The organism is Caproiciproducens sp. LBM24188 (assembly GCF_054130445.1).
The window spans coordinates 2,809,795-2,830,240 of the sequence record NZ_CP196862.1 but is presented as its reverse complement, the minus strand read 5'-3'; the positions used below and the strand labels follow the sequence as shown (position 1 = coordinate 2,830,240).

The following is a 20,446-nucleotide window of genomic DNA, read 5'->3' as shown; positions in this document are numbered from 1 at the left end:
CTCCCATCCGAGGAATTTCCTCAATAACCCATCTGGACAAAAGGACTGAGTTTGGCCGAGAACTTAGACAAAAAAACAGCCCCTCACCGTCCGAAAGCGGACAGCGAGGGGCCATATTGTAGACATATTCACTTTTTTGGAATCTTCAGCTTCTGCCCGGCATAAATCGTGTCCGAGTTCAGCCCGTTCAGCGTCTTAATTTCCTTGTACCTCGTGCCGCTTCCAAGCTTTTTGGCTGCGATGCCCCAGAGCGTGTCGCCATTGATCACGGTGTAGGTTTCATAGGTTACCGTGGTTGAAGTGCTTTTGCCAGAGAGAATCTCATTGACTCGTGCCTGCACGGCGGCGTAGTCATATCCGGCGGCGGTCAGGCGGTTTTTACGATCAGTGCCGTTGCCCCACTTACCGCGGATGACCTCAGCGGCAAGTTCATCAACGCTTTTCTTTGAAGTGCGTTTGTCTTCACCAGATTTATTCTTATCTGCAGTAGTCTTTTCATAGCCGTTAAAGCCGCCGTTCTTGATGATAGACGGATAATCGATATATCCATAGTCCATATCCACATTACCCTTGATGCCATCAACCTTGCCAGTGGAAGAATACTGCCAGATACCGTATTCGCCGGAGTAGGTGCATTTACTGGCATACTGCGCCACCCAGTGGGAATAGGCCTTGAGCTTGCTGTCGTCCATGCGCTCCTGAAAACCGGAGACAACAGAGCCGTAGATACCGACAAAGTATCCGGCGGCCTCCATTGTCTCACAGAAAGCGATGGCGGCTTCCGTAATACCGGCTTTGGCAGAAGCAGGCTGCGCTTCGTTATCCATGTAGACAGGATACTCCAGCTGTTTGCCTTTCAGGATTTTAATGAACCGTTCTGCATCAGCTTTTCCTGCAGCGGCAGCAACGCAGTCCTTGCCGACGAAGTAGTATGCGCCGATAGGAATACCGGCTGCCTTGGCTCCCGTATAGTTCGCTTCCCATTTGCTGTCGGTGTAGAAGCCTGCGTCAGAGCCTCCGGCTTTGATGATGGCAAACTTGATGCCTGCCGCTTTGACCTTGTCCCAGTCAATCGTTCCCTGCCAGTGGGATACGTCAATTCCTTTGATTCCTGCCATAGTTATTGTTCCTCCTCATCATTGCGGTCATGGAGCTGTTCCAGAACCGCCTTCAGTTTTTCGGGGATGGGAAGCCCCAGACGCCCCGCGTTTTCCAGAATGGACACACCTTCGTTGGAAAGATAGAAAAAGATGACTGCCGTGCGCACCGCGCCGCCGTCTCCCAGCACCTGGCTGTCGATGATGTTTCCAACGCCCACCAGCGCAAAGATCAGCACCTTGCGGGAGATGCCCTTAAAGCCGATTTCGCTGGAGAGCTTTTTATCGGCAACCGCGCACAGCACGCCTGTCAGATAGTCGAGAACGACAAACGCCAGCAGCGCGTAGAGAAAGCCGTCCCACCCGCCGAGGAACCAGCCGAGAAAACCGCCCACAGCCGCCAGCGCGGCTTGAATCCAGACCCAGATTTCCTTCATATCGATACCTCCTGTTTCATTTTTTTGTATGAAAAAAGCGCTCCCGCGCAAAGCGGAAACGCTTGAATTTTTGCTCTTTACAGCGACAGAATCAGTTCGGCAAGCTGGTTCATCACCGCCGCACGGGGTCTGCCCGTGCCGAGTTCCTCCCAGTCCGGTTCCGGCACGGCAAAACCGGAATCGGTGCTGTACTGATTGATGAGTGTAATGACCGGCTCCACGGCGGCGCGGATTTCCAGAATGTGAAGCGGCCAGTTCTTCACTTCCGTTTTTCCCGCCGTGATTTCCTCGCTCCACGAAACAGGCGCAAGGCCATAGTAGTTTCGCACAGTGTTGACGGCGATGCGAAGCGCCGAGATATGGCATGCTTTGACCTTGGTTTCATTGGCCGCAATCTCCTCAAACGGAGACGCCAGCACCGTAAACGAGCGGGGAATCTCCGCGCTGGGCGCTTCAAAATCAGAATTGACGCACTGTACCGTGAGTGTCTTTGCTCCCGCCGTCTGCGTTTCTGCCTTGAACATTACCGCCGCACTGCCCCCGACCGTGCCGCTGGGAGAGAACAGAGACGGATTGTTTACGCCGTCCTGCCAGTCTCCCACGCCGATTTTCACCTGCGCCACCTGCTCGTCCGGCTGCGCGCCGGTGGTCATCAGCACGCGGGGATTCGGGTTGTAGGTGGAAGCGCCGTTCTTCGGCGCAGCAATCGCCGGCTCGTCGCAGGCAGCCGTCACGCAGAGAATTGCGTTGGACACCTGCTCGGCGGGGCTGTGTCAAGAGAAGTTCGCAATTTAGGGGCTCCACGAAATAAATTAAGCTGCGCTTAGCAGAAGTGTCTGAATCGATTTAGGATTCAAATATGCTCTGGAAACAGACCAATCTTCAGCGTATTCCATGAGATATGTTGTTACCAGCCGCAAGTAGGAATCGTTGTTTGGAAATATCCCAACGACGTTGGTTCTGCGCCGGATTTCCTTGTTCAGCCGTTCCAGCATATTGGTCGATGAGATTTTACGGGCATCAAGCTCGGGGAATGCATAGAAAGCCAGTGAGTCCTCCAGCCCATCTTCCAGAAGCTCGATTGCCTTGGGAAACCGCTTCCCATATTGCTCCGACAACTGCTTTGCGCGCTGTTGGGCTAATTGGAGAGAAGGTGCCAGCCAGATTTCTTTTAGTTGGGCTGCAAAGGATTCTTTTTCTTTCTGCGGTATATGAGCCAGAATATTTCGCATGAAATGCACTTTGCAGCGCTGCCAGGATGCGCCGGGAAAACTTTCTCGGATGGCGGCAATCAGCCCTTTGTTCGCATCGGAAACCACCAGCAGCGGTGTTTTCAAGCCGCGATCCAAAAGACTTTGAAACAACTGGGAATAGCTCTCTTTGGATTCGTCCAGCATCGGCTCCACGGCGAGAATGTCCCTGTGCCCTTGCTCGTTGACGCCGCAGACAACCATCACCGCCATGCTGACGACACGGCCATCCATACGGACTTTTTCGTACAGGGCATCCGTCCAAATGACAGGATAACGAGTATCCGTCAGAGAACGGTTGCGAAATTCCTGTACCTGTTCATTGAGTCCTTTTGTCATCTCACTGACCTGACTGCGAGAGAGGTTCTCTATCCCCAGACTGTGAGCCAGCTTTTCCATCTTCCGTGTAGACACGCCCTGCACGAACGCCTCCTGAATAACCTGTATCAGCGCCGCCTCGCTGCGTTTGCGTTCCGTGACAAAGAAAGGGATGTATCCCTGACTGCGCAGCTTTGGCACCATGAGATACATCGTCCCTACGCGAGTATCCAGCCGCCGGGGACGATATCCGCAGCGGTAGTCACTTCGAGACGGATTGTGCGCATTCTTTTCCGCCCCCACAAGGCCGGAAACCTCCGCCTCCATCAGTTGAGCGCAGAGCCATTCCAGCATACTGAGCATCGGGTCGGGCTCCGCCATACATTTCAGTAGCAATTCCGTAAGATCTGTGTTATTCTTTCCTTGAGTCATTGGGACCAACTCCTTTTTGAATGTCTTGACACCATTCATTTTAAAGGAGTCCCAATGGCTTTTCTATACCTTCTCGAAATTGCGAACTTTATTGTACTCTATCGTCTGGTTTGTCAGTTAATATATAGACTAATGAAAAAAGTATCAATAGCCAAATAACTGTTTGGGGATGTTTCAAACTGATAACATCCCCTTTTTCTAATATTAGAAGTTACAATTAAAAATAGTTTCACCATATACCCCCAAAAGCGCACATGCATTTGTATAAATTTAACCTCGATTTTACAATAAAATAAGTATCCACTTTACAATAATCTTTTAATATGTAATCAAATAAATGAAAAAGGAGATTATTTAGATGAGGTATATGAAATTATTAGCAGCCATTCTAACCTGCATGACAGTTTTCACTTCCTTTGCGGGTTGTGCCACAAAAAGCGGATTTGATATGAGCAGTAAAATAACCGTCATATCTCGTGAAGACGGTTCGGGAACACGAGGAGCGTTTGTTGAATTGTTCGGCATTGAACAAAAGAATGCAAATGGTGAAAAAGTGGATCATACCGTTTCGACCGCAGACATCACACAAAGCACCGGAGTTATGATTACAAGTGTCTCGCAAAACGCTCATGCAATCGGATATATTTCGCTCGGTTCGTTAAATGATAGTGTTAAGGCGCTAAAAATCGATGGCGCCAAGGCAACTGTCGAAAACATCAAAAATGGCAGTTATAAAATTTCTCGCCCCTTCAACATTGTCACAAAAGAGAACTTATCCGAAGTAGCAAAGGATTTTGTTGACTTTATATTATCCGAAGATGGACAAAAAATTGTGGAACAAAACGGATATATCGCCGCATCGGATGCAGCAGCTTTTAGCGGAAAGAAACCGTCGGGTAAAATAACAATTGCAGGCTCGTCATCGGTTACCCCCGTGATGGAAAAGCTGAAGGAAGCGTATCTGGCTATCAACACAAACGCTAACATTGAAATCAATCAAAGTGACTCCACCACCGGCGTAAACAGTGTTATTAACAATATTTGTGATATCGGAATGTCAAGCCGTGAACTGAAAGAAAGCGAAATCGCAAACGGTATTACCTCCACCACAATTGCAATTGATGGGATTGCGGTAATCGTGAATAAAAAGAATACTGTAGATAGTCTCTCAGCCGAGCAAGTAAAGAAGATATATACCGGTGAAGCCGTAAGGTGGTCTGATGTTGCCCAGTAAAGCAAGCAGTGAACCGACCCGGCGGCTTTGTAAAGTAAACATGAAAGATTAAGAAGGGAAATCAGCCAATTGCTTCAAGCGACGAGGAAAAGCTTGCGTTTGCTTCTGGCAGAAAGGTTTAGGCCCGCAACTTGTGCCGGGGTCAGACCGTCAAGAGCGGAATGAGGGCGGACAAAATTGTAAAAGAAGAGAAAAACCGCGATAAGATTGTTGGCGGAATCGAACGAGGCAAATCCCTGTTTGGTTTTGTACCACGCCTTGAATTGCTTGTTAAAGCATTCGATCAGGTTGTTGGTAATATCATCGCTGAAGCTCTGGACCCGGATATGTTTCACGCCAAGCACTGCTTTTACAGGAACTTTGTAAGCACTGTAGCGGTCGGTGACGATGGCTCCGGGTTTACCGAGATGTTTAACGGAATTTAGTAAGGAAAACGCCTGAGGGCTGTCCCTGTGCCTGGAAAGGTGGAAGCTGAGAACAAAGCGGGTTTCGCTGTCCACAATTAACCAGAGGTAATACTTCATGCCTCGGATTTTTACTACAGTTTCGTCCGCGTGCCATTCGTCGGAGTTGAAATTGAGCGTTGGCATCAGTTCAAGCGCGATGTTTTGAAACAAAGGCGCGAATTTCGTACACCAGTTACTGATAGTAGTGTGGGAAACCTGAATATTCATGACAGTACGCAGAATCAAAGCAATATTACGGAAAGAGTTTTTTCCCAGATAAAACATCGACAGTGCCGTCAGGATAACATGCACTGGATAACGCATCCGCTTGAAATCTGTTTTCCCCGACAGCTTCGACATGGAAGGTGCCGTAACGGCAGCCGGTTTCGGCACAAAAATGGAATGGCCGCACTTCTTGTCGCAGCATTGGTAGTTTGAGTAGTATTTGTGGTCATGGTGAAGGAACATGGCTTTTCCGCAGACAGGGCAAGTCGGATAAGGACGCACGCGCGGCCTTCCGGGTTTGTCAGCCGCATGGGCATCCGGCGCAAATTGATGCCCGCATACACGGCAAAGATATTTCTGGTTTCCATATTTATCTTTGCCATAACGATAAAAGTTTTGATGGTTGTTGCATTTCGGACAGCAAATCTGGTATGATTTTGTCATGAGGACTCGTCTCCTTTCGGGAGTACATTGTTTTGTGTCAAAACCATTGTACCAGAAGGGCTGACGAGTCCTCAACTTTCATTTAACTTTACAATACGGACCCGGCATAACGGAGGTCTACAAATGAAAAAGGCAAAGTTAAAAGAGCAAATGATGCAAATTGTATTCTTAATTTCAGCCTGCATTTCCATACTTGCTGTTGCTCTTATCTGTATATTCATATTTATTAACGGAATTCCGGCAATGGCTGAAGTGGGTGTATTTCGGTTTTTATCAGGCTCCCAGTGGGAACCGTCAAACGATATTTACGGCATATTTCCCATGATACTCGGCAGCCTGTACGTTACAGCCGGTGCTATTATAATCGGAGTGCCTATAGGAATACTTACAGCGGTATTTATGGCCCGTTTCTGCCCCAAAAAATTATATAGGATTATTAAGCCGGCAGTTGATTTACTCGCAGGGATTCCATCTGTTGTATACGGTTTTTTCGGGTTGATGGTGATTGTTCCTTTTATCCGTGACTTTCTTGGAGGCAGCGGATCAAGTATGTTGGCCGCTTCTGTCATTCTCGGGATCATGATACTGCCTACAATAGTGAACGTTTCCGAAGCAGCAATACGGGCAGTTCCTGAAAGCTATTATGAAGGTTCTCTTGCTTTAGGTGCCACACATGAAAGAAGCGTGTTTTTTACAGTGGTACCTGCGGCAAAATCCGGAATCATGGCGGGAGTTATTTTAGGGGTTGGCCGCGCCATTGGAGAAACGATGGCGGTGGTGATGGTTGCCGGCAATCAAGCTGTCATTCCGTCAGGGGTATTAAAAGGACTTAGAACGCTGACTGCAAACATCGTACTTGAAATGGGATATGCCGCCGATCTGCACAGAGGGGCTCTGATTGCAACCGCAGCTGTATTATTTGTATTCATTTTGATTATCAACCTTACCTTCTCCTTCATCAAAAGGAGGTCGAAATCTTGAGAACTTTTAGTAAATCAAAAATTCAGTCAATTGCGCTAAGAATTGCCGTATACGCTTCGGGGTTATTAACTGTAGGAGTACTGCTCTGTCTTGTCGTTTACATATTGATAAAAGGCGTTCCGCACCTGTCTCTTGATTTGTTCAGCCTCAAGTATACTTCTGAAAATGTATCCCTGTTTCCGGCACTTATCAATACAGTAACTATGACGCTTTTATCCCTGCTGATTGCAGTTCCGCTCGGGATATTTTCGGCTATCTATCTTGTGGAATATGCAAAGCGCGGAAATAAGCTGGTCTCGGTAGTGAGAATAACGGCTGAAACATTATCCGGCATACCGTCCATTGTGTATGGATTATTTGGATTTCTGCTCTTTGTTACGACGCTCGGCTTTGGCTATTCACTGCTTGCGGGCGCATTGACTCTGTCAATTATGATATTGCCGGTAATTATGCGAACGACGGAGGAAGCACTCATCAGCGTTCCCGATTCATACCGGGAGGGCAGCTTAGGTTTGGGGGCCGGAAAACTGCGTACAATATTTAAAATTATTTTGCCGTCAGCTATTCCCGGCATTCTTGCAGGCGTGATATTGTCGGTAGGAAGAATTGTCGGCGAAACGGCTGCACTGATATATACAGCCGGATCGGTCGCTCAAATACCGGATAATCTGATGGGCTCAGGCAGAACGCTGTCGGTGCATTTATATGCGCTGTGGACAGAAGGGTTAAATACCGAGCAGTCCTATGCTACGGCGGTTGTGTTGCTTATCATGGTAATTGGGCTAAATACGCTTTCGGCTTTTGTTGCGAAACGATTAGGGAGAGGAAAAGCTTAATGAATAAATTTGAGATACAGGATCTGAACTTGTTTTATGGCAACTTCCACGCACTGAAAAGTATTAATTTAAACATACCGTCAAATGAAATTACTGCATTTATCGGGCCGTCAGGCTGCGGCAAGTCTACACTGCTGAAAACGCTAAACAGAATGAATGACCTTGTGGAAGGGTGCAGGATTGAAGGAACTGTTCTTCTCGACAACACGAATATATACGAAAACATGGATGTGAATTCACTCCGTAAACGCGTGGGTATGGTATTTCAAAAGCCAAATCCTTTTCCGATGAGTGTTTATGATAATATAGCGTATGGACCCAGAACACACGGGATAAAGTCAAAAGCCAAGCTTGATGATATTGTTGAGCGCTCCCTGACAGACGCCGCCATTTGGGATGAACTGAAAGACAGATTAAAGAAAAGTGCGCTCAGTCTTTCGGGCGGGCAGCAGCAAAGACTTTGTATCGCCAGGGCATTGGCCGTGGAACCTGAGGTTTTATTGATGGATGAACCCACAAGCGCACTTGATCCGATTTCGACGAGCAAGATAGAAGACCTTGCACTGGAGCTCAAAAAGAAATATACTATAGTTATCGTGACACATAATATGCAGCAAGCCACCCGTATTTCTGATAAAACAGCCTTTTTTCTTCTCGGCGAAGTCGTAGAAATGGATGAGACGGAGAAACTCTTTTCATATCCGGGTGATAAACGCACAGAGGATTATATTACGGGGAGGTTTGGATAATGAGAAACAGACTGGATACCCTGCTTGATCAATTAAATAATCAGTTGATTTCAATGGGCGCACTTTGTGAAAACGCCATTGCGATTGCAGTCAAGGCTTTGATGAATAACGATATTGTATTAGCGAAATCTGTAAAAACCGTTGAGATTGAAATCGACCAGAAGGAAAAAGAGATAGAAAACCTTTGTTTGAATCTGATTTTGCAGCAGCAGCCGGTGGCGAAAGATTTGCGCCTTATCTCAGCCGCTTTGAAAATGATTACCGATATGGAGCGAATCGGAGACCAGGCAGCGGATATTGCTGAAATCGTTTCCTACATCGACCTCTCATCCAGCATACACAAAGTGCATATTTCCGATATGGCAGAAGCTACAATAAAAATGGTAACCGACAGCATAGACGCGTTTGTGAAACATGATTTAAAGCTTGCTGAACAAGTCGTTCAATATGATGATGTTGTGGATGAGCTGTTTTGCAAAATAAAGACGGATGTTGTATCCCTTATAACGAGCAATCCACAAAACGGCGAGCAGTTTGTAGATATTATTATGATTGCAAAATATCTTGAGCGGATAGGAGATCATGCAACCAATATTGCCGAGTGGGTGGTGTTTTCCATAAACGGCAAGCACAGGGAGTAAGGTTATGATTTATTATGTTGAAGACGACAGGAGTATTCGTGAACTGGTTGTTTATACCTTGCAGAATACCGGCTTTGAGGCACTTGGATTTGAAAACGGCGAGAAGTTTTTTAACGCTTTACAAAACACAAAGCCAAATCTGATTTTGCTTGATATCATGCTGCCCGGAGAGGATGGCATGAAAATTATGAAACGTTTGCGTTCAGACATTTCTACAAGAAAGATACCCATCATCATGGTAACAGCCAAAGGCTCCGAATATGATAAAGTAATCGGGCTCGATTCGGGGGCAGACGACTATATCTCAAAGCCCTTTGGTATGATGGAGCTTGTCTCCCGAATCAAAGCAGTGCTTCGTCGCACCGAAAATATCGAGGATTCCGAAGAATACATCTACAACTCTATTGTGCTCAATACGAGTAAACACAGCGTGCTTGTGAATGGTGCGCCTGTTGATTTGACATACAAAGAGTTCGAATTACTTAAGCTCTTAATGAAAAATGTGGGGATTGTTTTAACCAGAGACGTGCTGCTTGAGAAAATATGGGGATATGATTTTGATGGTGAAACCAGAACGGTCGATGTACACATACGCACCTTAAGGCAAAAACTCGGTGAGGCAGGAGACTTCATTGAAACCATACGCGGAGTTGGTTACAGAATAGGAGGGGGATAAACATGCGGAAAAGAGTTTTTCGAAGCATATGTCTTGCCTGTTTTATTACCCTCCTGTTAACAGCAACATTGGTTATCAGTGTAATTTACAACAACTCGGCGGAAGAGCTGAGAAAAGAAGTTGTAAACCAATCTATTTTTATCAGCAAAGCCATAGAGTCTGATGCAGATGCTGATATGGCGTATATCGCTGCAATCGGGAAAGAGAGCAAAAACCGTATCTCCCTGATCGCACCCGATGGCACTGTCATATACGACAGCTTCGTACAGGCCGACACCCTGGAAAACCATTTAGACAGGCCTGAAATCAAATCTGCAATTTCAAACGGCAGTGGTGATGCAACTCGCTTATCTGATACTTTAGGTGAAAAAACATATTACTATGCTGTTAAGCTGAATAATGGCGATATTCTAAGGGTTGCCGCAACCAGCAAAAGCGCTTTTGGCATTATAAGCGGCGCTATGATTTGGATTGTGTTAATCGCAGTAGTTATTCTTGTTTTGGCTGTGATCAGTGCCAGATTTCTTACTGTTCTGATCATAAAGCCAATAAACAATCTCAATTTAGAAGAGCCCCTTTCAAACAGCACCTATGAGGAGCTGTCACCTCTTTTAACAAGACTCGCAAAGCAAAACCAAAAGATATCCAGTCAGATTAAAGAGCTGACCGCAAGACAAAAGGAATTTGAAGACATCACAGGTGCTATGGATGAAGGTCTTGTGATATACGGAGAAAAAGGCAATATCCTTTTTGAAAACAACAGTGCAAAACGGATCTTAGGTGATGCCGTAGGAAAGTCATATCTCGAACTTTGTAGGGATGTTGATTATATAAAAGCCATTGATTCCGCTATTTCCGGAAAACCCTTAAGTGTTAAGCTAAATAAACATGGGAAAATCTATCAGCTTTCTGCAAATCCCGTTGAAAGCAACTCTAATTCCTATGCCGCAATTTTATTTGTCGTTGATATTACTGATAAGGAACAAGCGGAGAAAATGCGCCGTGAGTTTTCAGCCAATGTGTCCCACGAGCTTAAAACACCGCTCACCTCCATCATGGGTTGTGCCGAAATCATAGAAAACGGGATAGCTAAGAAAGAGGATATTCCGCGCTTTGCCCATGATATTCATACCGAGGCCGCCCGCTTGCTCGCTTTGATTGAGGATATTATCAAATTGTCCAGAATGGACGAGGGAGATATCAATCAAGAATTTGCAGAAGTAGACCTATCCGAGCTGTGTGTATCTGTTATAAATACCTTATCTGATAAAGCACAATCCAAAAACATAAAGATAGACTACCGTGGCGATACGTCATTGGTTTACGGTATAAAACCAATCCTGTATGAGATGGTTTATAATCTTTGCGATAATGCCATTAACTATAATAAACATAACGGCAGCGTCACTGTAAAGCTGCAGAATGAAAGCGAGAAAATCATCCTGTCGGTTGCTGACACAGGGATAGGTATTGCACCCGAACACCGTGATCGCATATTTGAACGGTTTTACCGAGTTGATAAAAGTCATTCAAAAGATACCGGTGGTACGGGGTTGGGCCTTGCAATAGTAAAGCATGCCGCTATGCTCCATAATGCTGAAATTGCTCTTGAAAGTAAAGAAAGCCGAGGAACGACAATAACTGTTTCATTTAAAAAGTAAGGTGCACATTGTAATGGATTGAGGTTTAAAAATGAATTTAAAGGAAAGAGCCAAACAACTGAAATCAGATATTCCTACACTGTATCTAAGCTTAGAAAGCAAAGATACACCGCGGATTACCGAAATACTTGCGGGAATTACGGTTGTACATGCTCTTTCACCGATTGACCTGATTAAAGAAGCAAATAGCCGATAAGTTTATAAACTTATCGGCTCAGATTGTCGAAGAACCCATCCAACGCGGTTAAACGAAGGATGGGTTCTCTTGATAATATGCAGGATAGGAAAATAAGCAAAGTAAAATCAATAAAAACCCGGAGGGATGGCCATCCCTCCATTTCCACATTGCCAGCTTTTTGAGATTCATGGCAGCAAACTTAAGCTTAACCCAATTCGTCACTTGAGTTAAGCCCCGGTAGAGCGTGTACCGCATCCCATATTTCACTTTTGCATCGGCGAAGACACGCTCAATGGTTTCTTTTCGTTTTTTGTAAAGCTCTTTGTATTTCGGTGTGTGCCTGATATCTTCCGCAAGCTCCACATAATCCTGCCACACATGCCGCGTTACGGTTTTCGTACAGCTTTTACTTTCGGTGCAGCGAGAACGGAATGGACATTTTTCGCAGATGTAACTCCGGCTTTTGTATTCCCGGTATCCCTCACGGTTGGTTGTTGCATAATGCAGAACCTGATATTCAGGGCAGATCACACAGTCATAATATTCGTCGTATACATACTTCCACCATTCCAGATTTCCCGCTTTGGTCATTGGCCGCTTGTATGCTGTGGAAAGTACTCGCCCGTCGTCAAACACCCGTTTGCAGATATGCGGCGTTTTGTATGCGGCGTCCGCCACCACTGTTTCAATTTCAGGAAACCGTTCCGTCACTTTGTCATAGACCGCATCAAACGCCACGCTGTCGTGTACGTTTCCCGGAGTCACCTCAACGCCAAGGATAAAATTATGTTTGTCGCAGGCAGTATGCGCTTCGTAGGCAAAGCACTTCTTGTGTTCGCCCTTTTGAAACAGCCCGCTTTCCGGGTCTGTTTTGGACTCCGTGATTTCTTTTTCCTTCGGCGGTTTCGGAGTACTGTCGAATGGCTTCTTCCCATGATCTTCCCGATCAGCGTTAACCTCTTCCATTAATTCTGAGGCATATCGCTTTGCAGCCTGAGGGACTGCCTTTTTGATCTTCTTATTGATGTTGGCGTTTGCTTTGATATGTGTTCCATCTACAAATACTGCTTCCGGCTCCAAATATCCGGCGCAGTTTGCCTCCTGCAAAATCCACGAAAATACCTGTTCCACAGTTTCCTCTGTGAACCGGTGCTTAAAATTGTAACTCACAGTGGAGAAATGCGGCAGTTCCTCGTTCAGTGTATATCCTAGAAACCACCGGTAAGCGATATTCATATTGATTTCCTGCATTGTCCGGCGTAAAGAGGGAATTCCGTACAGATGCTGGATCAGAACAATCTTAAACAGGACAACCGGGTCCACACTGGGACGGCCGTTGCACTCACAATACAATGCTTCTACAAAGTCATAAATATGGTTAAAATCTACTGCTCCGTCAATCTTTCGCAGCAGATGATCCTGTGGCACCAATAGATCTGTATTCACAAATTCAACTGCATCTCTGCGCAGTTTTTCTCGTTCCAACATCTTTCATCACCTGCTTCTATTTTACCATTTTACAACCAAAAAGCCCAGCTTTCGCTGAACTTTTTCGACAGGCTGGGCGCAGCTTTGCTGCGCACTTGTCATGTATATGCTTATTACAACAATTGGCGAATACGTGACAGCGTTCGGCGCGACGACAACCATTGCCGGTGTTGTTTCTGGTATTTATGTATTTGGCGGCCTGATTTCCAGAATCTGTTCGGGAAAGCTGCTGAACCGCTTTAGCTGGAAAAAGGTAGCACTGGCATTTCTTGGCTTGCACTTTGTTGCAGCCTGTGGATATTTTTTGGCAAAGAATATCGTGCTTTTAATCATCATTCGATTCGTGCATGGCCTTGGATTTGGCGCGGCAGCGAACGCCATTATGGTGGTGGGCATGTCATCCTTGCCTAAGAGCAGATACGGGGAAGCAACGGGGTACTTCATGCTGTCCACTTCTCTGGAAGTTGCCCTTGGACCTTTTTTGGGGGGACTTGTCTACGATCACTTCGGTGGAACGGGCAGTTTCATCTCTGCCTGTATCCTTTCCCTGCTTTGCCTAGTATTTATGGCGTTTGCAGACACGAAAGAAGTTGAGCAGCAAAAGACAAATCCGCAATCAGCAGAAGAGGTTTCAGAGGAAAACCCGCACAGCGCTCCGCATGGAATTTATGCTGTGATTGAGCCCAAGGCTGTGCCGCTCTCGCTTTGCATATTATTTCTGTCGTTTGGGTATGCATCGCTGTTGTCGTTCTATCGGCTGTACGCAGCTTCGGAGAATCTGACGAAAGAGTTTTCGCCTTTCTTCTTAATTTATGCGGCTGTGCTGCTGGCTTCACGGCTGGTATCCGGGAAAATTCAGGATAAATTCGGCGATGATGTGGTTTGTTATCCCAGCTTCGTCATCCAAACAATCGGGTTGATCCTGCTGGCATTTAAGCCGTGCCTTGCAACGGTGATTATCTGCGCAGCGGCGGGTGCGCTGGGGTATGGAACCATGAATTCGTGTCTGAATGCAATTTTAAATCGCAGCATCACGAACGAAAGAAGACCGTTTGCAACCACCACTTACTGGGCCTGCTGCGATTTCGGCGTAGGGGTTGGACCGGTGCTGCTTGGCGCGATTATTACCGCTTCGGGCTATCACACAATGTATTACGTGGCCGCGGCACTTTCCTTTGTGGCATTTCCGGTGTACTTCTTTGCTACCCGCAGACGAGCAAAATAATCGCATCCATCAAAACCATATATTACAAGCTATGTTTCGCAGACGAAGTTCTTGTTCCTGTGTTTCCCAAGATGTAAACTTGTATCTATGTGCTCCCGAGGATACGCCAAACTACGGAAGACAGCGAAAAAGTAAAAATGATTATTTTAAATGGATTTAAAAAATCGTGCAATATCCTGTCATGATATTTTGAAATGATTTCTTGTTATAAGTTCCGAGATGCGTGGCAGAATAAAATTGTCAAATCGAAATGATTTGACAGTTCATGTATGAAAGGGAGTAAGAAACCATGGATCAGAATTTGGAAGAAGCGAAAAAACTGAATCAGCAGTCCCGTCAGGGCGGCTCCGGTTCAATTGATACGACAAGTGCCAACAGTGAATCTGTAAAAGAAGCCCGTGAACTGAACCAGAAATATTCGAACTCTACTTCTTCGTCTTCCAGCGGAAGTTCGTCCAGTTCTTATCAGGACGACCTTGAAGAAGCCAAGAAGCTGAACGCCCAGTCAAGACAAAACAAGGGCCAGCAGCAGTAATTTGACTGCTTATGCGTTCGGCGCCCGGCATTTGCCGGGCGGCCCGTGACTGGTAAGTTACATAATAAAAAAGGGGGCGCTGCGGCGCCCCTTTTTTGTCTTTTAGGAAAGACGATTTTTAAAATCTTCATAGCCGAACCGGTGCAGAACCCGCAGCCCTTCGGTGTCGTTGTAAAGCGCGATGGCAGGCAGACCTATTCCGTTGAAGGTATTGTTTTTCACCATGGTGTAATGCGCCATGTCCGTAAATACCAGCCGGTCGCCGGGCTGAAGCGGAGCTGGAAAGGAGTAATCCCCAATTACATCCCCCGCCAGGCAGGTCGGGCCGCCAAGACGGAAGGTGTACGGGAATTCCCCAGGCTCACCCGCACCTAAAATATTGGGACGGTAGGGCATTTCCAGCACATCCGGCATGTGGCATGCGGCAGAGGCATCCAGAATTGCGATGGGCATTCCGTTTTCCAGGGTGTCTAGCACTGTCGCGACCAAATACCCGGTATTCAGTGCGACCGCTTCGCCCGGTTCCAGGTAAACATCCACACCGTATTTGTCTTGGATGAATAAAATAGAACGAATCAACGTTTCCAAATCGTAATCGGGGCGGGTAATATGGTGGCCGCCGCCGAAATTAACCCATTTCATTTTTTTTAGGTACGGCCCAAATTTTTCATCCACGACCTTTACCGTGCGCTCCAGCGTATCGGAGTTCTGTTCGCACAGGGTGTGAAAGTGGATTCCCTCCAACCCATCCAGTTCATTCGGCTCAAAATTTTGCTGTGTTACCCCAAGCCGGGAATACTGGAAACACGGGTTGTAAAGGTCGGTTTCAATTTCGGAATATTCCGGGTTAATGCGGATGCCGCAGCTTTTTCCGGCGCCCAGCGCCCGCCCGCGGAACCGTTTCCACTGAGCGAACGAATTGAATACAATATGGTCGCAGTACCCCAGAATTTCCTCGAATTCCCGGTCTGAATAAGCAGGCGAATAAATGTGAACTTCTTTGCCCATTTCCTCCCGGCCAAGCCGCGCTTCAAACAGCGAGCTGGCGGTTGTGCCGCTCAGGTACCGGCCAATCAGCGGGTAAACGGCAAACATGGAAAAGCCTTTCTGTGCCAGAAGAATGTGACAGCCTGTCCGTTCCTGTATGGAACGGAGAAGTTCCAGATTTTTGATTAGAAGCCGTTCATCCACCACATAGCAAGGGGAGGGGGTTCTACGAAAATCCAGTTCCATTTCGTGCCCTCAGTCCACCAGCTCGGGGGAGAAGCTTTCCTGCCACGGTAGGCCGAATTTGTTGAGCGCCTCCATAAACGGGTCGGGGTCGAATTCCTCCACGTTGAACACGCCGGGACGTTTCCATTTGCCGGTCATCACCAGCATCGCGCCGATCATGGCCGGTACGCCGGTGGTGTACGAAATCGCTTGGGAACCGACTTCCCGGTAGCATTCCTGATGGTCGCAGACATTATAAAGATAATAATTGCGCGGCTTGCCGTCTTTTATGCCCTGAAAGATGCAGCCAATGTTCGTTTTTCCTTTGGTGCGCGGGCCAAGGGAGGCCGGGTCCGGCAGAACCGCCTTTAAAAATTGGAGCGGCACAATCTGTTTTCCTTCATAATTAATCGGGTGAATGGAGGTCATGCCGACGTCTTCCAGTACCTTCAGGTGTGTCAGGTAGCTCTGGGAGAAGGTCATGAAAAAGCGGATACGCTTGACGCCTTTGATGTTGAGGGCGAGGGACTCCAACTCTTCATGGTGCAGCAGGTACATGTCTTTTTTACCCAGTTCCGGAAAATTGTAAACCCGCTTAATTTCCATCGGTTCGGTTTCCACCCATTTTCCGTTTTCAATATAGCTGCCTTTTGCGGTGACTTCACGAATGTTGATTTCCGGATTAAAGTTTGTGGCGAACGGATAGCCATGGTCGCCCGCGTTCGCATCCAGAATATCAATGTAATGGATTTCATCAAAATAATGCTTCTGCGCGTAAGCGGAAAAAACGCCGGTTACGCCGGGGTCAAAGCCGCTGCCCAGCAGCGCCGTGATGCCCGCTTCGCGGTATTTTTCGCGGTATGCCCACTGCCATTTATATTCGAATTTTGCGGTGTCCTTCGGTTCGTAATTGGCGGTATCCACATAGTCCACGCGGGTTGCCAGGCAGGCGTCCATAATGGTAAGGTCCTGATACGGAAGTGCCACGTTGATGACGATGTCCGGCTGGAATTTTCGGATGAGTGCAATCAGTTCATCCGTATGGTCGGCGTCGACCTGCGCGGTTTGAATTTTGGTGCGGCCGCCCTCCAGCTTGGCCTTCAGTGCGTCGCATTTGGAAAGTGTGCGGCTGGCAATGCAGATTTCCTCGAACACCTCGGGGTTTTGGCAGCATTTATGAACGACCACGCTGGCTACTCCGCCGGCACCGATAATTAACGCTTTTCCCATGTTTAATACCATCCTTTCGCCTTGGTTTGCTTGAAAACGGTATGAAGCAATGATTCAATCCGTATATTTATTAAGACGATTATACCGAAAAAGTAGTTCGGAATCAAGAATTTTCTTAAGCGAAATCGAATTCTACCAATCCCTCAGTCGTCAGCTTCATTGTTTGCACTGAGAACCAAAATATACCTGCGTAAAAAAGCGCGCGGCGTACAGAAAAATTTGAATTTTTTGGATGTTGAACGAATGAAAATATAGTATAATAGCAAGTGCTTACATACCGAATCGGGGCCGGAATCGGAAACGATGCCCGGCGGCCGGCATACGATTACAAGCTTGAATGAACTTCCTGAAAAGGTGTTGCGGCGAAATCATGATCAATTACGAAGAGCTGATTAATACGGCGACGGATGTTGGCTATATGCTGCTGTCCAACGGCGCCGAAATATACCGCGTGGAAGAATCCATGCAGCGGATTTTTCGTGCTTACTCGGTGGACGGTGAAATCTTCGCCATACCAACCTGTATTTTTGTTACCATCCATACGGGAGACGACCGCCCCGTGACGAAAATCCGCCGGTGTTATTCCCGCACGACCAATCTGGATAAGGTCGACCGGGTGAATGACCTGTGCCGTCGTATCTGCCGCGATACCCCGGATTTTAAAACGATCCGCCGCGAGCTGCGCGGCATTGATGCGCGCCCCAATTATACGGGAACACAGCAGGTGTTGGCGTTTTCTATGGTGGCGTTTGCGTTCACCCTTTTTTACGGGGGAACCTTTGCGGATGCGTTTGTCGCGGTTTTTTGCGGCGCTGCAATTAAAATTGTCAGCGAGCAGATGGAGCGGTTTCACGCGAACAGCTTTTTCGTGAATATTCTGGCCAGCGCCGTTTCTGCGGCAATTGCCCTGACGGCGGCGCATTACAACGTTTACCTGAATCCCGATAAAATCATTATTGGCGCGCTGATGAACATGGTGCCCGGCATAGCCATTACTAGCTTTATGCGCGACCTGATGGCGGGCGACCTGGTCGCGGGGCTAATCCGCCTGACGGAAAGCCTGTTGGTGGCTGCCGCCATTGCCATTGGCTCCGGCCTTGTGCTGACCGCGACGCGCCTGCTGTGGGGGGTATGAAAATGCCTCCGTCGGGTTGGAGCAAAAAAAGGATGAAAGGAAGGAACGAAGGATGCAGTATATTATGCCGTGCATTTATGCGTTTGCCTCCTGCGCTGCGTTTTCCATCGGGTTTAACCTGCGCGGGAAAGAACTAATCCTCACTTCATTGGGCGGTGCGCTGGGCTGGATGGTTTATTTGCTGTGCAATCCGCTCGGCAATGACATCTTCCAGTTTTTTATCGCAACCATCGTCATATCGATTTATTCCGAAATTATGGCGCGCCTGCGGAAAACCCCGGTAACCGGCTATTTGCTGGTGGCCCTTCTGCCCATGGTGCCCGGCGGTGGAATTTATTACACGATGGAGTACTGCATCATCGGAAATACCGACCAGTTCCTGGAAACCGGCCTGCACACGCTCGGAATTGCGGGCGCGCTGGCAATGGGAATTCTGCTGGTGTCTTCGTTCGTCCGCCTTTGGCATATTATTACCACAACCGAAGACAAGGCATAATCAAAGCCACGGTCCCCACCCTAGGTGGGAACCGTGGCTTTTCGCCCGTTACGGAGGCATTCTTGTTATAGCCGGTTGATTTTCAGTGGAAGGCTCGCAAAGGAAGGTGTGGCGGATATTTCTTCAGTAACACAGTGTACGATGAAAAATAAAACTGAAGCAGAGCCTTTCCGGGCAGGAGATGTGGAACCATCTATTTTGCGCCTTCGGGGAATGGCATGGGCTGGACTCGACACGCAGCTGGTATTCTCCCGGGTCGTAAACCGGCAGTCTGGCGCGGCCGCGGCAGTTGGTAAGTGCGCAGCACAGTTCTTTTCCACAGCGGTCGATCAGGGTAATGCGGCACCCCGGGAAAGGTCGATACTCATCCCAGCAGATGACATCCATCAGCGCGTCGGCTTGTTTGCATTTCATATAGATTCCCTCTTCTGTAAAGTCGATTACGGCTGATTTTCGGCGGTATGATCACAAGGAATGGTGCGCGGTGACAATGTCGACAATGGTGAAAGCGAAAACAAGACTTGCCATCCTGTATTATAATATGCAGCCGGAGCCCTTTGTGCCGCGTGAATCCAGCGGTTCTGAAAGCGGGCGGGAGGAATAGTCAAACTGTGTTTTAAGCCGGAAGCCCGAGGTCAGATACAGGTGATACGCGGGTGCGTTGGTGCTGCTGACCTCCAACGTGATTTCTCTGTTTTCCCGTGCGGTCAGGCGGTCGAGCAGCAGGCGGAGCAGCTGCCTGCCGTACCCCTTCCCCTGTTCTTGGGGGCGGATTGCGAGCCCGTAAATGGAGATGGATCCTTCTTCCAGATTGATGCTGCACACGCCTACCATCCGGTCTTCCAAATATGCGCACCAGCATTCCCGCTCCGGCGACTGCAGTGACTTTTCCACCAGGGAGCGTGCTTCCTTTTCCTCGTCATGAAAGGCCAGAACGTTTAGCTCGACCATGTCATCCAGAACTTTTACGCTGGCGGGTTCCAACCGAAGCGGGGGTTTGGGGGAGCGATTTTGTGGATTTGCACTGCGGTCATAGGACATCAGGTATTCCGAATATTCGTACTTTGCCCCGTAATGGTGCAGAACTTCTGCCGCCGCACTTTGCGGTTCAGTGACAAACAGAAACCGCTCTATGCCGTGCGGCAAAAGCTCGGCCTGGGCCTGCTGAAGCAGGGCGCGGAAACAGCCTTTCCTGCGCAAGCCCGGCAGGGTAAATGCGGAAACCTCCGCTTCCTTCTGCATGGGCATGAACAGGGACAGAAAGGCAGCTGCCTGCCCGTCTTCGTAAAGAAAATAATAGCAATTCAGGTTGGGATTGAAATTCAGCTCATTGGACAAAAAGACGGTTCCTTTGAGTCCGTCGTGTGCCTGGCAGGCCTGCTCCAAAGCGCGTACGGCTTGTTCCTGCTCCTGGTTCAGTGTGTTGCATTGTATTAAATTCATGCAATTCCTCCATTTTCATTTTCAGTATGGCTTTGTCCCATATCATACGAGAACGTTGACAGGAAAAAGAGAAGCGT

At 47.7% G+C, this 20,446-nt stretch carries 21 protein-coding genes and 1 pseudogene; 12 read left to right on the top strand and 10 right to left on the bottom strand.

What is annotated here, in order from left to right:
- Window positions 1-128: 128 nt before the first annotated feature.
- The 4 genes from ACSVDI_RS13325 to ACSVDI_RS13310 form a co-directional block, all read right to left on the bottom strand.
- Complete coding sequence (locus ACSVDI_RS13325; RefSeq protein WP_457943582.1) at window positions 129-1,118, bottom strand: GH25 family lysozyme; 990 nt, start codon at window positions 1,116-1,118, stop codon at window positions 129-131.
- Window positions 1,119-1,120: 2 nt separating this feature from the next.
- A complete protein-coding gene (locus tag ACSVDI_RS13320) occupies window positions 1,121-1,534 on the bottom strand; it encodes a phage holin family protein (RefSeq protein WP_457943580.1) in 414 nt (137 codons plus the stop codon).
- Between the two features lie 77 nt (window positions 1,535-1,611).
- Window positions 1,612-2,289: a hypothetical protein gene (locus ACSVDI_RS13315; RefSeq protein ID WP_457943579.1), complete on the bottom strand. Its 678-nt coding sequence runs from the start codon at window positions 2,287-2,289 to the stop codon at window positions 1,612-1,614.
- Window positions 2,290-2,346: 57 nt separating this feature from the next.
- On the bottom strand, window positions 2,347-3,534 hold the full coding sequence (locus tag ACSVDI_RS13310; RefSeq protein ID WP_457943577.1) for an IS256 family transposase: 1,188 nt from the start codon (window positions 3,532-3,534) through the stop codon (window positions 2,347-2,349).
- A 358-nt stretch (window positions 3,535-3,892) separates the two neighbouring features.
- On the opposite strand from ACSVDI_RS13310, the gene ACSVDI_RS13305 reads away from it, so the two are divergent.
- Window positions 3,893-4,768 (top strand): substrate-binding domain-containing protein, encoded by an 876-nt coding sequence (locus ACSVDI_RS13305; RefSeq protein WP_457943575.1) that lies wholly within the window; start codon window positions 3,893-3,895, stop codon window positions 4,766-4,768.
- Between the two features lie 74 nt (window positions 4,769-4,842).
- Here ACSVDI_RS13305 and ACSVDI_RS13300 read toward each other — a convergent pair whose 3' ends face one another.
- Entirely contained in the window at window positions 4,843-5,883 is a 1,041-nt protein-coding gene (locus tag ACSVDI_RS13300) for an IS6 family transposase (RefSeq protein WP_059031389.1), read from the bottom strand.
- 123 nt (window positions 5,884-6,006) lie between these two features.
- Between ACSVDI_RS13300 and pstC the strand changes: the two genes are divergently transcribed.
- The 7 genes from pstC to ACSVDI_RS13265 are packed head-to-tail and all read left to right on the top strand — an operon-like array spanning window position 6,007 to window position 11,623.
- Window positions 6,007-6,864 (top strand): phosphate ABC transporter permease subunit PstC, encoded by an 858-nt coding sequence (pstC, locus tag ACSVDI_RS13295; protein ID WP_457943573.1) that lies wholly within the window; start codon window positions 6,007-6,009, stop codon window positions 6,862-6,864.
- Window positions 6,865-6,893: 29 nt separating this feature from the next.
- Entirely contained in the window at window positions 6,894-7,700 is an 807-nt protein-coding gene (gene pstA / locus ACSVDI_RS13290; protein WP_457945650.1) for a phosphate ABC transporter permease PstA, read from the top strand.
- The gene (pstB, locus tag ACSVDI_RS13285) at window positions 7,700-8,449 is read left to right on the top strand and encodes a phosphate ABC transporter ATP-binding protein PstB (protein ID WP_457943571.1); all 750 of its coding nucleotides are present in this window, start codon (window positions 7,700-7,702) and stop codon (window positions 8,447-8,449) included. Before pstA ends, pstB begins: the two co-directional genes overlap by 1 nt.
- Window positions 8,449-9,090 (top strand): phosphate signaling complex protein PhoU, encoded by a 642-nt coding sequence (gene phoU / locus ACSVDI_RS13280; RefSeq protein ID WP_457943570.1) that lies wholly within the window; start codon window positions 8,449-8,451, stop codon window positions 9,088-9,090. The genes pstB and phoU overlap by 1 nt, the downstream gene beginning before the upstream one ends.
- 4 nt (window positions 9,091-9,094) lie before the next feature.
- Window positions 9,095-9,766 (top strand): winged helix-turn-helix domain-containing protein, encoded by a 672-nt coding sequence (locus ACSVDI_RS13275; RefSeq protein ID WP_457943568.1) that lies wholly within the window; start codon window positions 9,095-9,097, stop codon window positions 9,764-9,766.
- Between the two features lie 2 nt (window positions 9,767-9,768).
- Complete coding sequence (locus tag ACSVDI_RS13270) at window positions 9,769-11,427, top strand: ATP-binding protein (RefSeq protein WP_457943566.1); 1,659 nt, start codon at window positions 9,769-9,771, stop codon at window positions 11,425-11,427.
- A gap of 31 nt (window positions 11,428-11,458) precedes the next feature.
- Window positions 11,459-11,623 carry a hypothetical protein gene (locus tag ACSVDI_RS13265; protein WP_457943565.1) on the top strand — a complete coding sequence of 55 codons (165 nt, stop codon included), beginning with the start codon at window positions 11,459-11,461 and terminating at the stop codon, window positions 11,621-11,623.
- Between the two features lie 48 nt (window positions 11,624-11,671).
- Here ACSVDI_RS13265 and ACSVDI_RS13260 read toward each other — a convergent pair whose 3' ends face one another.
- The gene (locus ACSVDI_RS13260; protein WP_457941925.1) at window positions 11,672-13,093 is read right to left on the bottom strand and encodes an IS1182 family transposase; all 1,422 of its coding nucleotides are present in this window, start codon (window positions 13,091-13,093) and stop codon (window positions 11,672-11,674) included.
- 88 nt (window positions 13,094-13,181) lie between these two features.
- Between ACSVDI_RS13260 and ACSVDI_RS13255 the strand changes: the two are divergent.
- Window positions 13,182-14,318 (top strand): annotated as a pseudogene (locus tag ACSVDI_RS13255) (MFS transporter); the annotation flags it as partial.
- Between the two features lie 289 nt (window positions 14,319-14,607).
- Window positions 14,608-14,853: a hypothetical protein gene (locus tag ACSVDI_RS13250; RefSeq protein WP_457943563.1), complete on the top strand. Its 246-nt coding sequence runs from the start codon at window positions 14,608-14,610 to the stop codon at window positions 14,851-14,853.
- 102 nt (window positions 14,854-14,955) lie between these two features.
- On the opposite strand, the gene nspC is transcribed toward ACSVDI_RS13250, so the two are convergent.
- Window positions 14,956-16,086, bottom strand: a complete 1,131-nt coding sequence (gene nspC / locus ACSVDI_RS13245; protein WP_457943561.1) for a carboxynorspermidine decarboxylase — start codon at window positions 16,084-16,086, stop codon at window positions 14,956-14,958.
- Window positions 16,087-16,095: 9 nt separating this feature from the next.
- Window positions 16,096-17,295: a saccharopine dehydrogenase family protein gene (locus ACSVDI_RS13240; RefSeq protein WP_457943560.1), complete on the bottom strand. Its 1,200-nt coding sequence runs from the start codon at window positions 17,293-17,295 to the stop codon at window positions 16,096-16,098.
- A gap of 370 nt (window positions 17,296-17,665) precedes the next feature.
- On the opposite strand from ACSVDI_RS13240, the gene ACSVDI_RS13235 reads away from it, so the two are divergent.
- The gene (locus ACSVDI_RS13235; RefSeq protein ID WP_457943559.1) at window positions 17,666-18,430 is read left to right on the top strand and encodes a threonine/serine exporter family protein; all 765 of its coding nucleotides are present in this window, start codon (window positions 17,666-17,668) and stop codon (window positions 18,428-18,430) included.
- A 64-nt stretch (window positions 18,431-18,494) separates the two neighbouring features.
- Window positions 18,495-18,926, top strand: coding sequence for a threonine/serine exporter family protein (locus ACSVDI_RS13230; RefSeq protein ID WP_457943557.1), 432 nt, complete (start codon window positions 18,495-18,497; stop codon window positions 18,924-18,926).
- Window positions 18,927-19,049: 123 nt separating this feature from the next.
- Here ACSVDI_RS13230 and ACSVDI_RS13225 read toward each other — a convergent pair whose 3' ends face one another.
- Together ACSVDI_RS13225 and ACSVDI_RS13220 are read right to left on the bottom strand one after the other, a co-directional pair.
- Window positions 19,050-19,340: a hypothetical protein gene (locus ACSVDI_RS13225; protein WP_457943556.1), complete on the bottom strand. Its 291-nt coding sequence runs from the start codon at window positions 19,338-19,340 to the stop codon at window positions 19,050-19,052.
- Between the two features lie 120 nt (window positions 19,341-19,460).
- Window positions 19,461-20,369, bottom strand: coding sequence for a GNAT family N-acetyltransferase (locus ACSVDI_RS13220; protein WP_457943554.1), 909 nt, complete (start codon window positions 20,367-20,369; stop codon window positions 19,461-19,463).
- Between the last annotated feature and the right edge of the window lie 77 nt (window positions 20,370-20,446).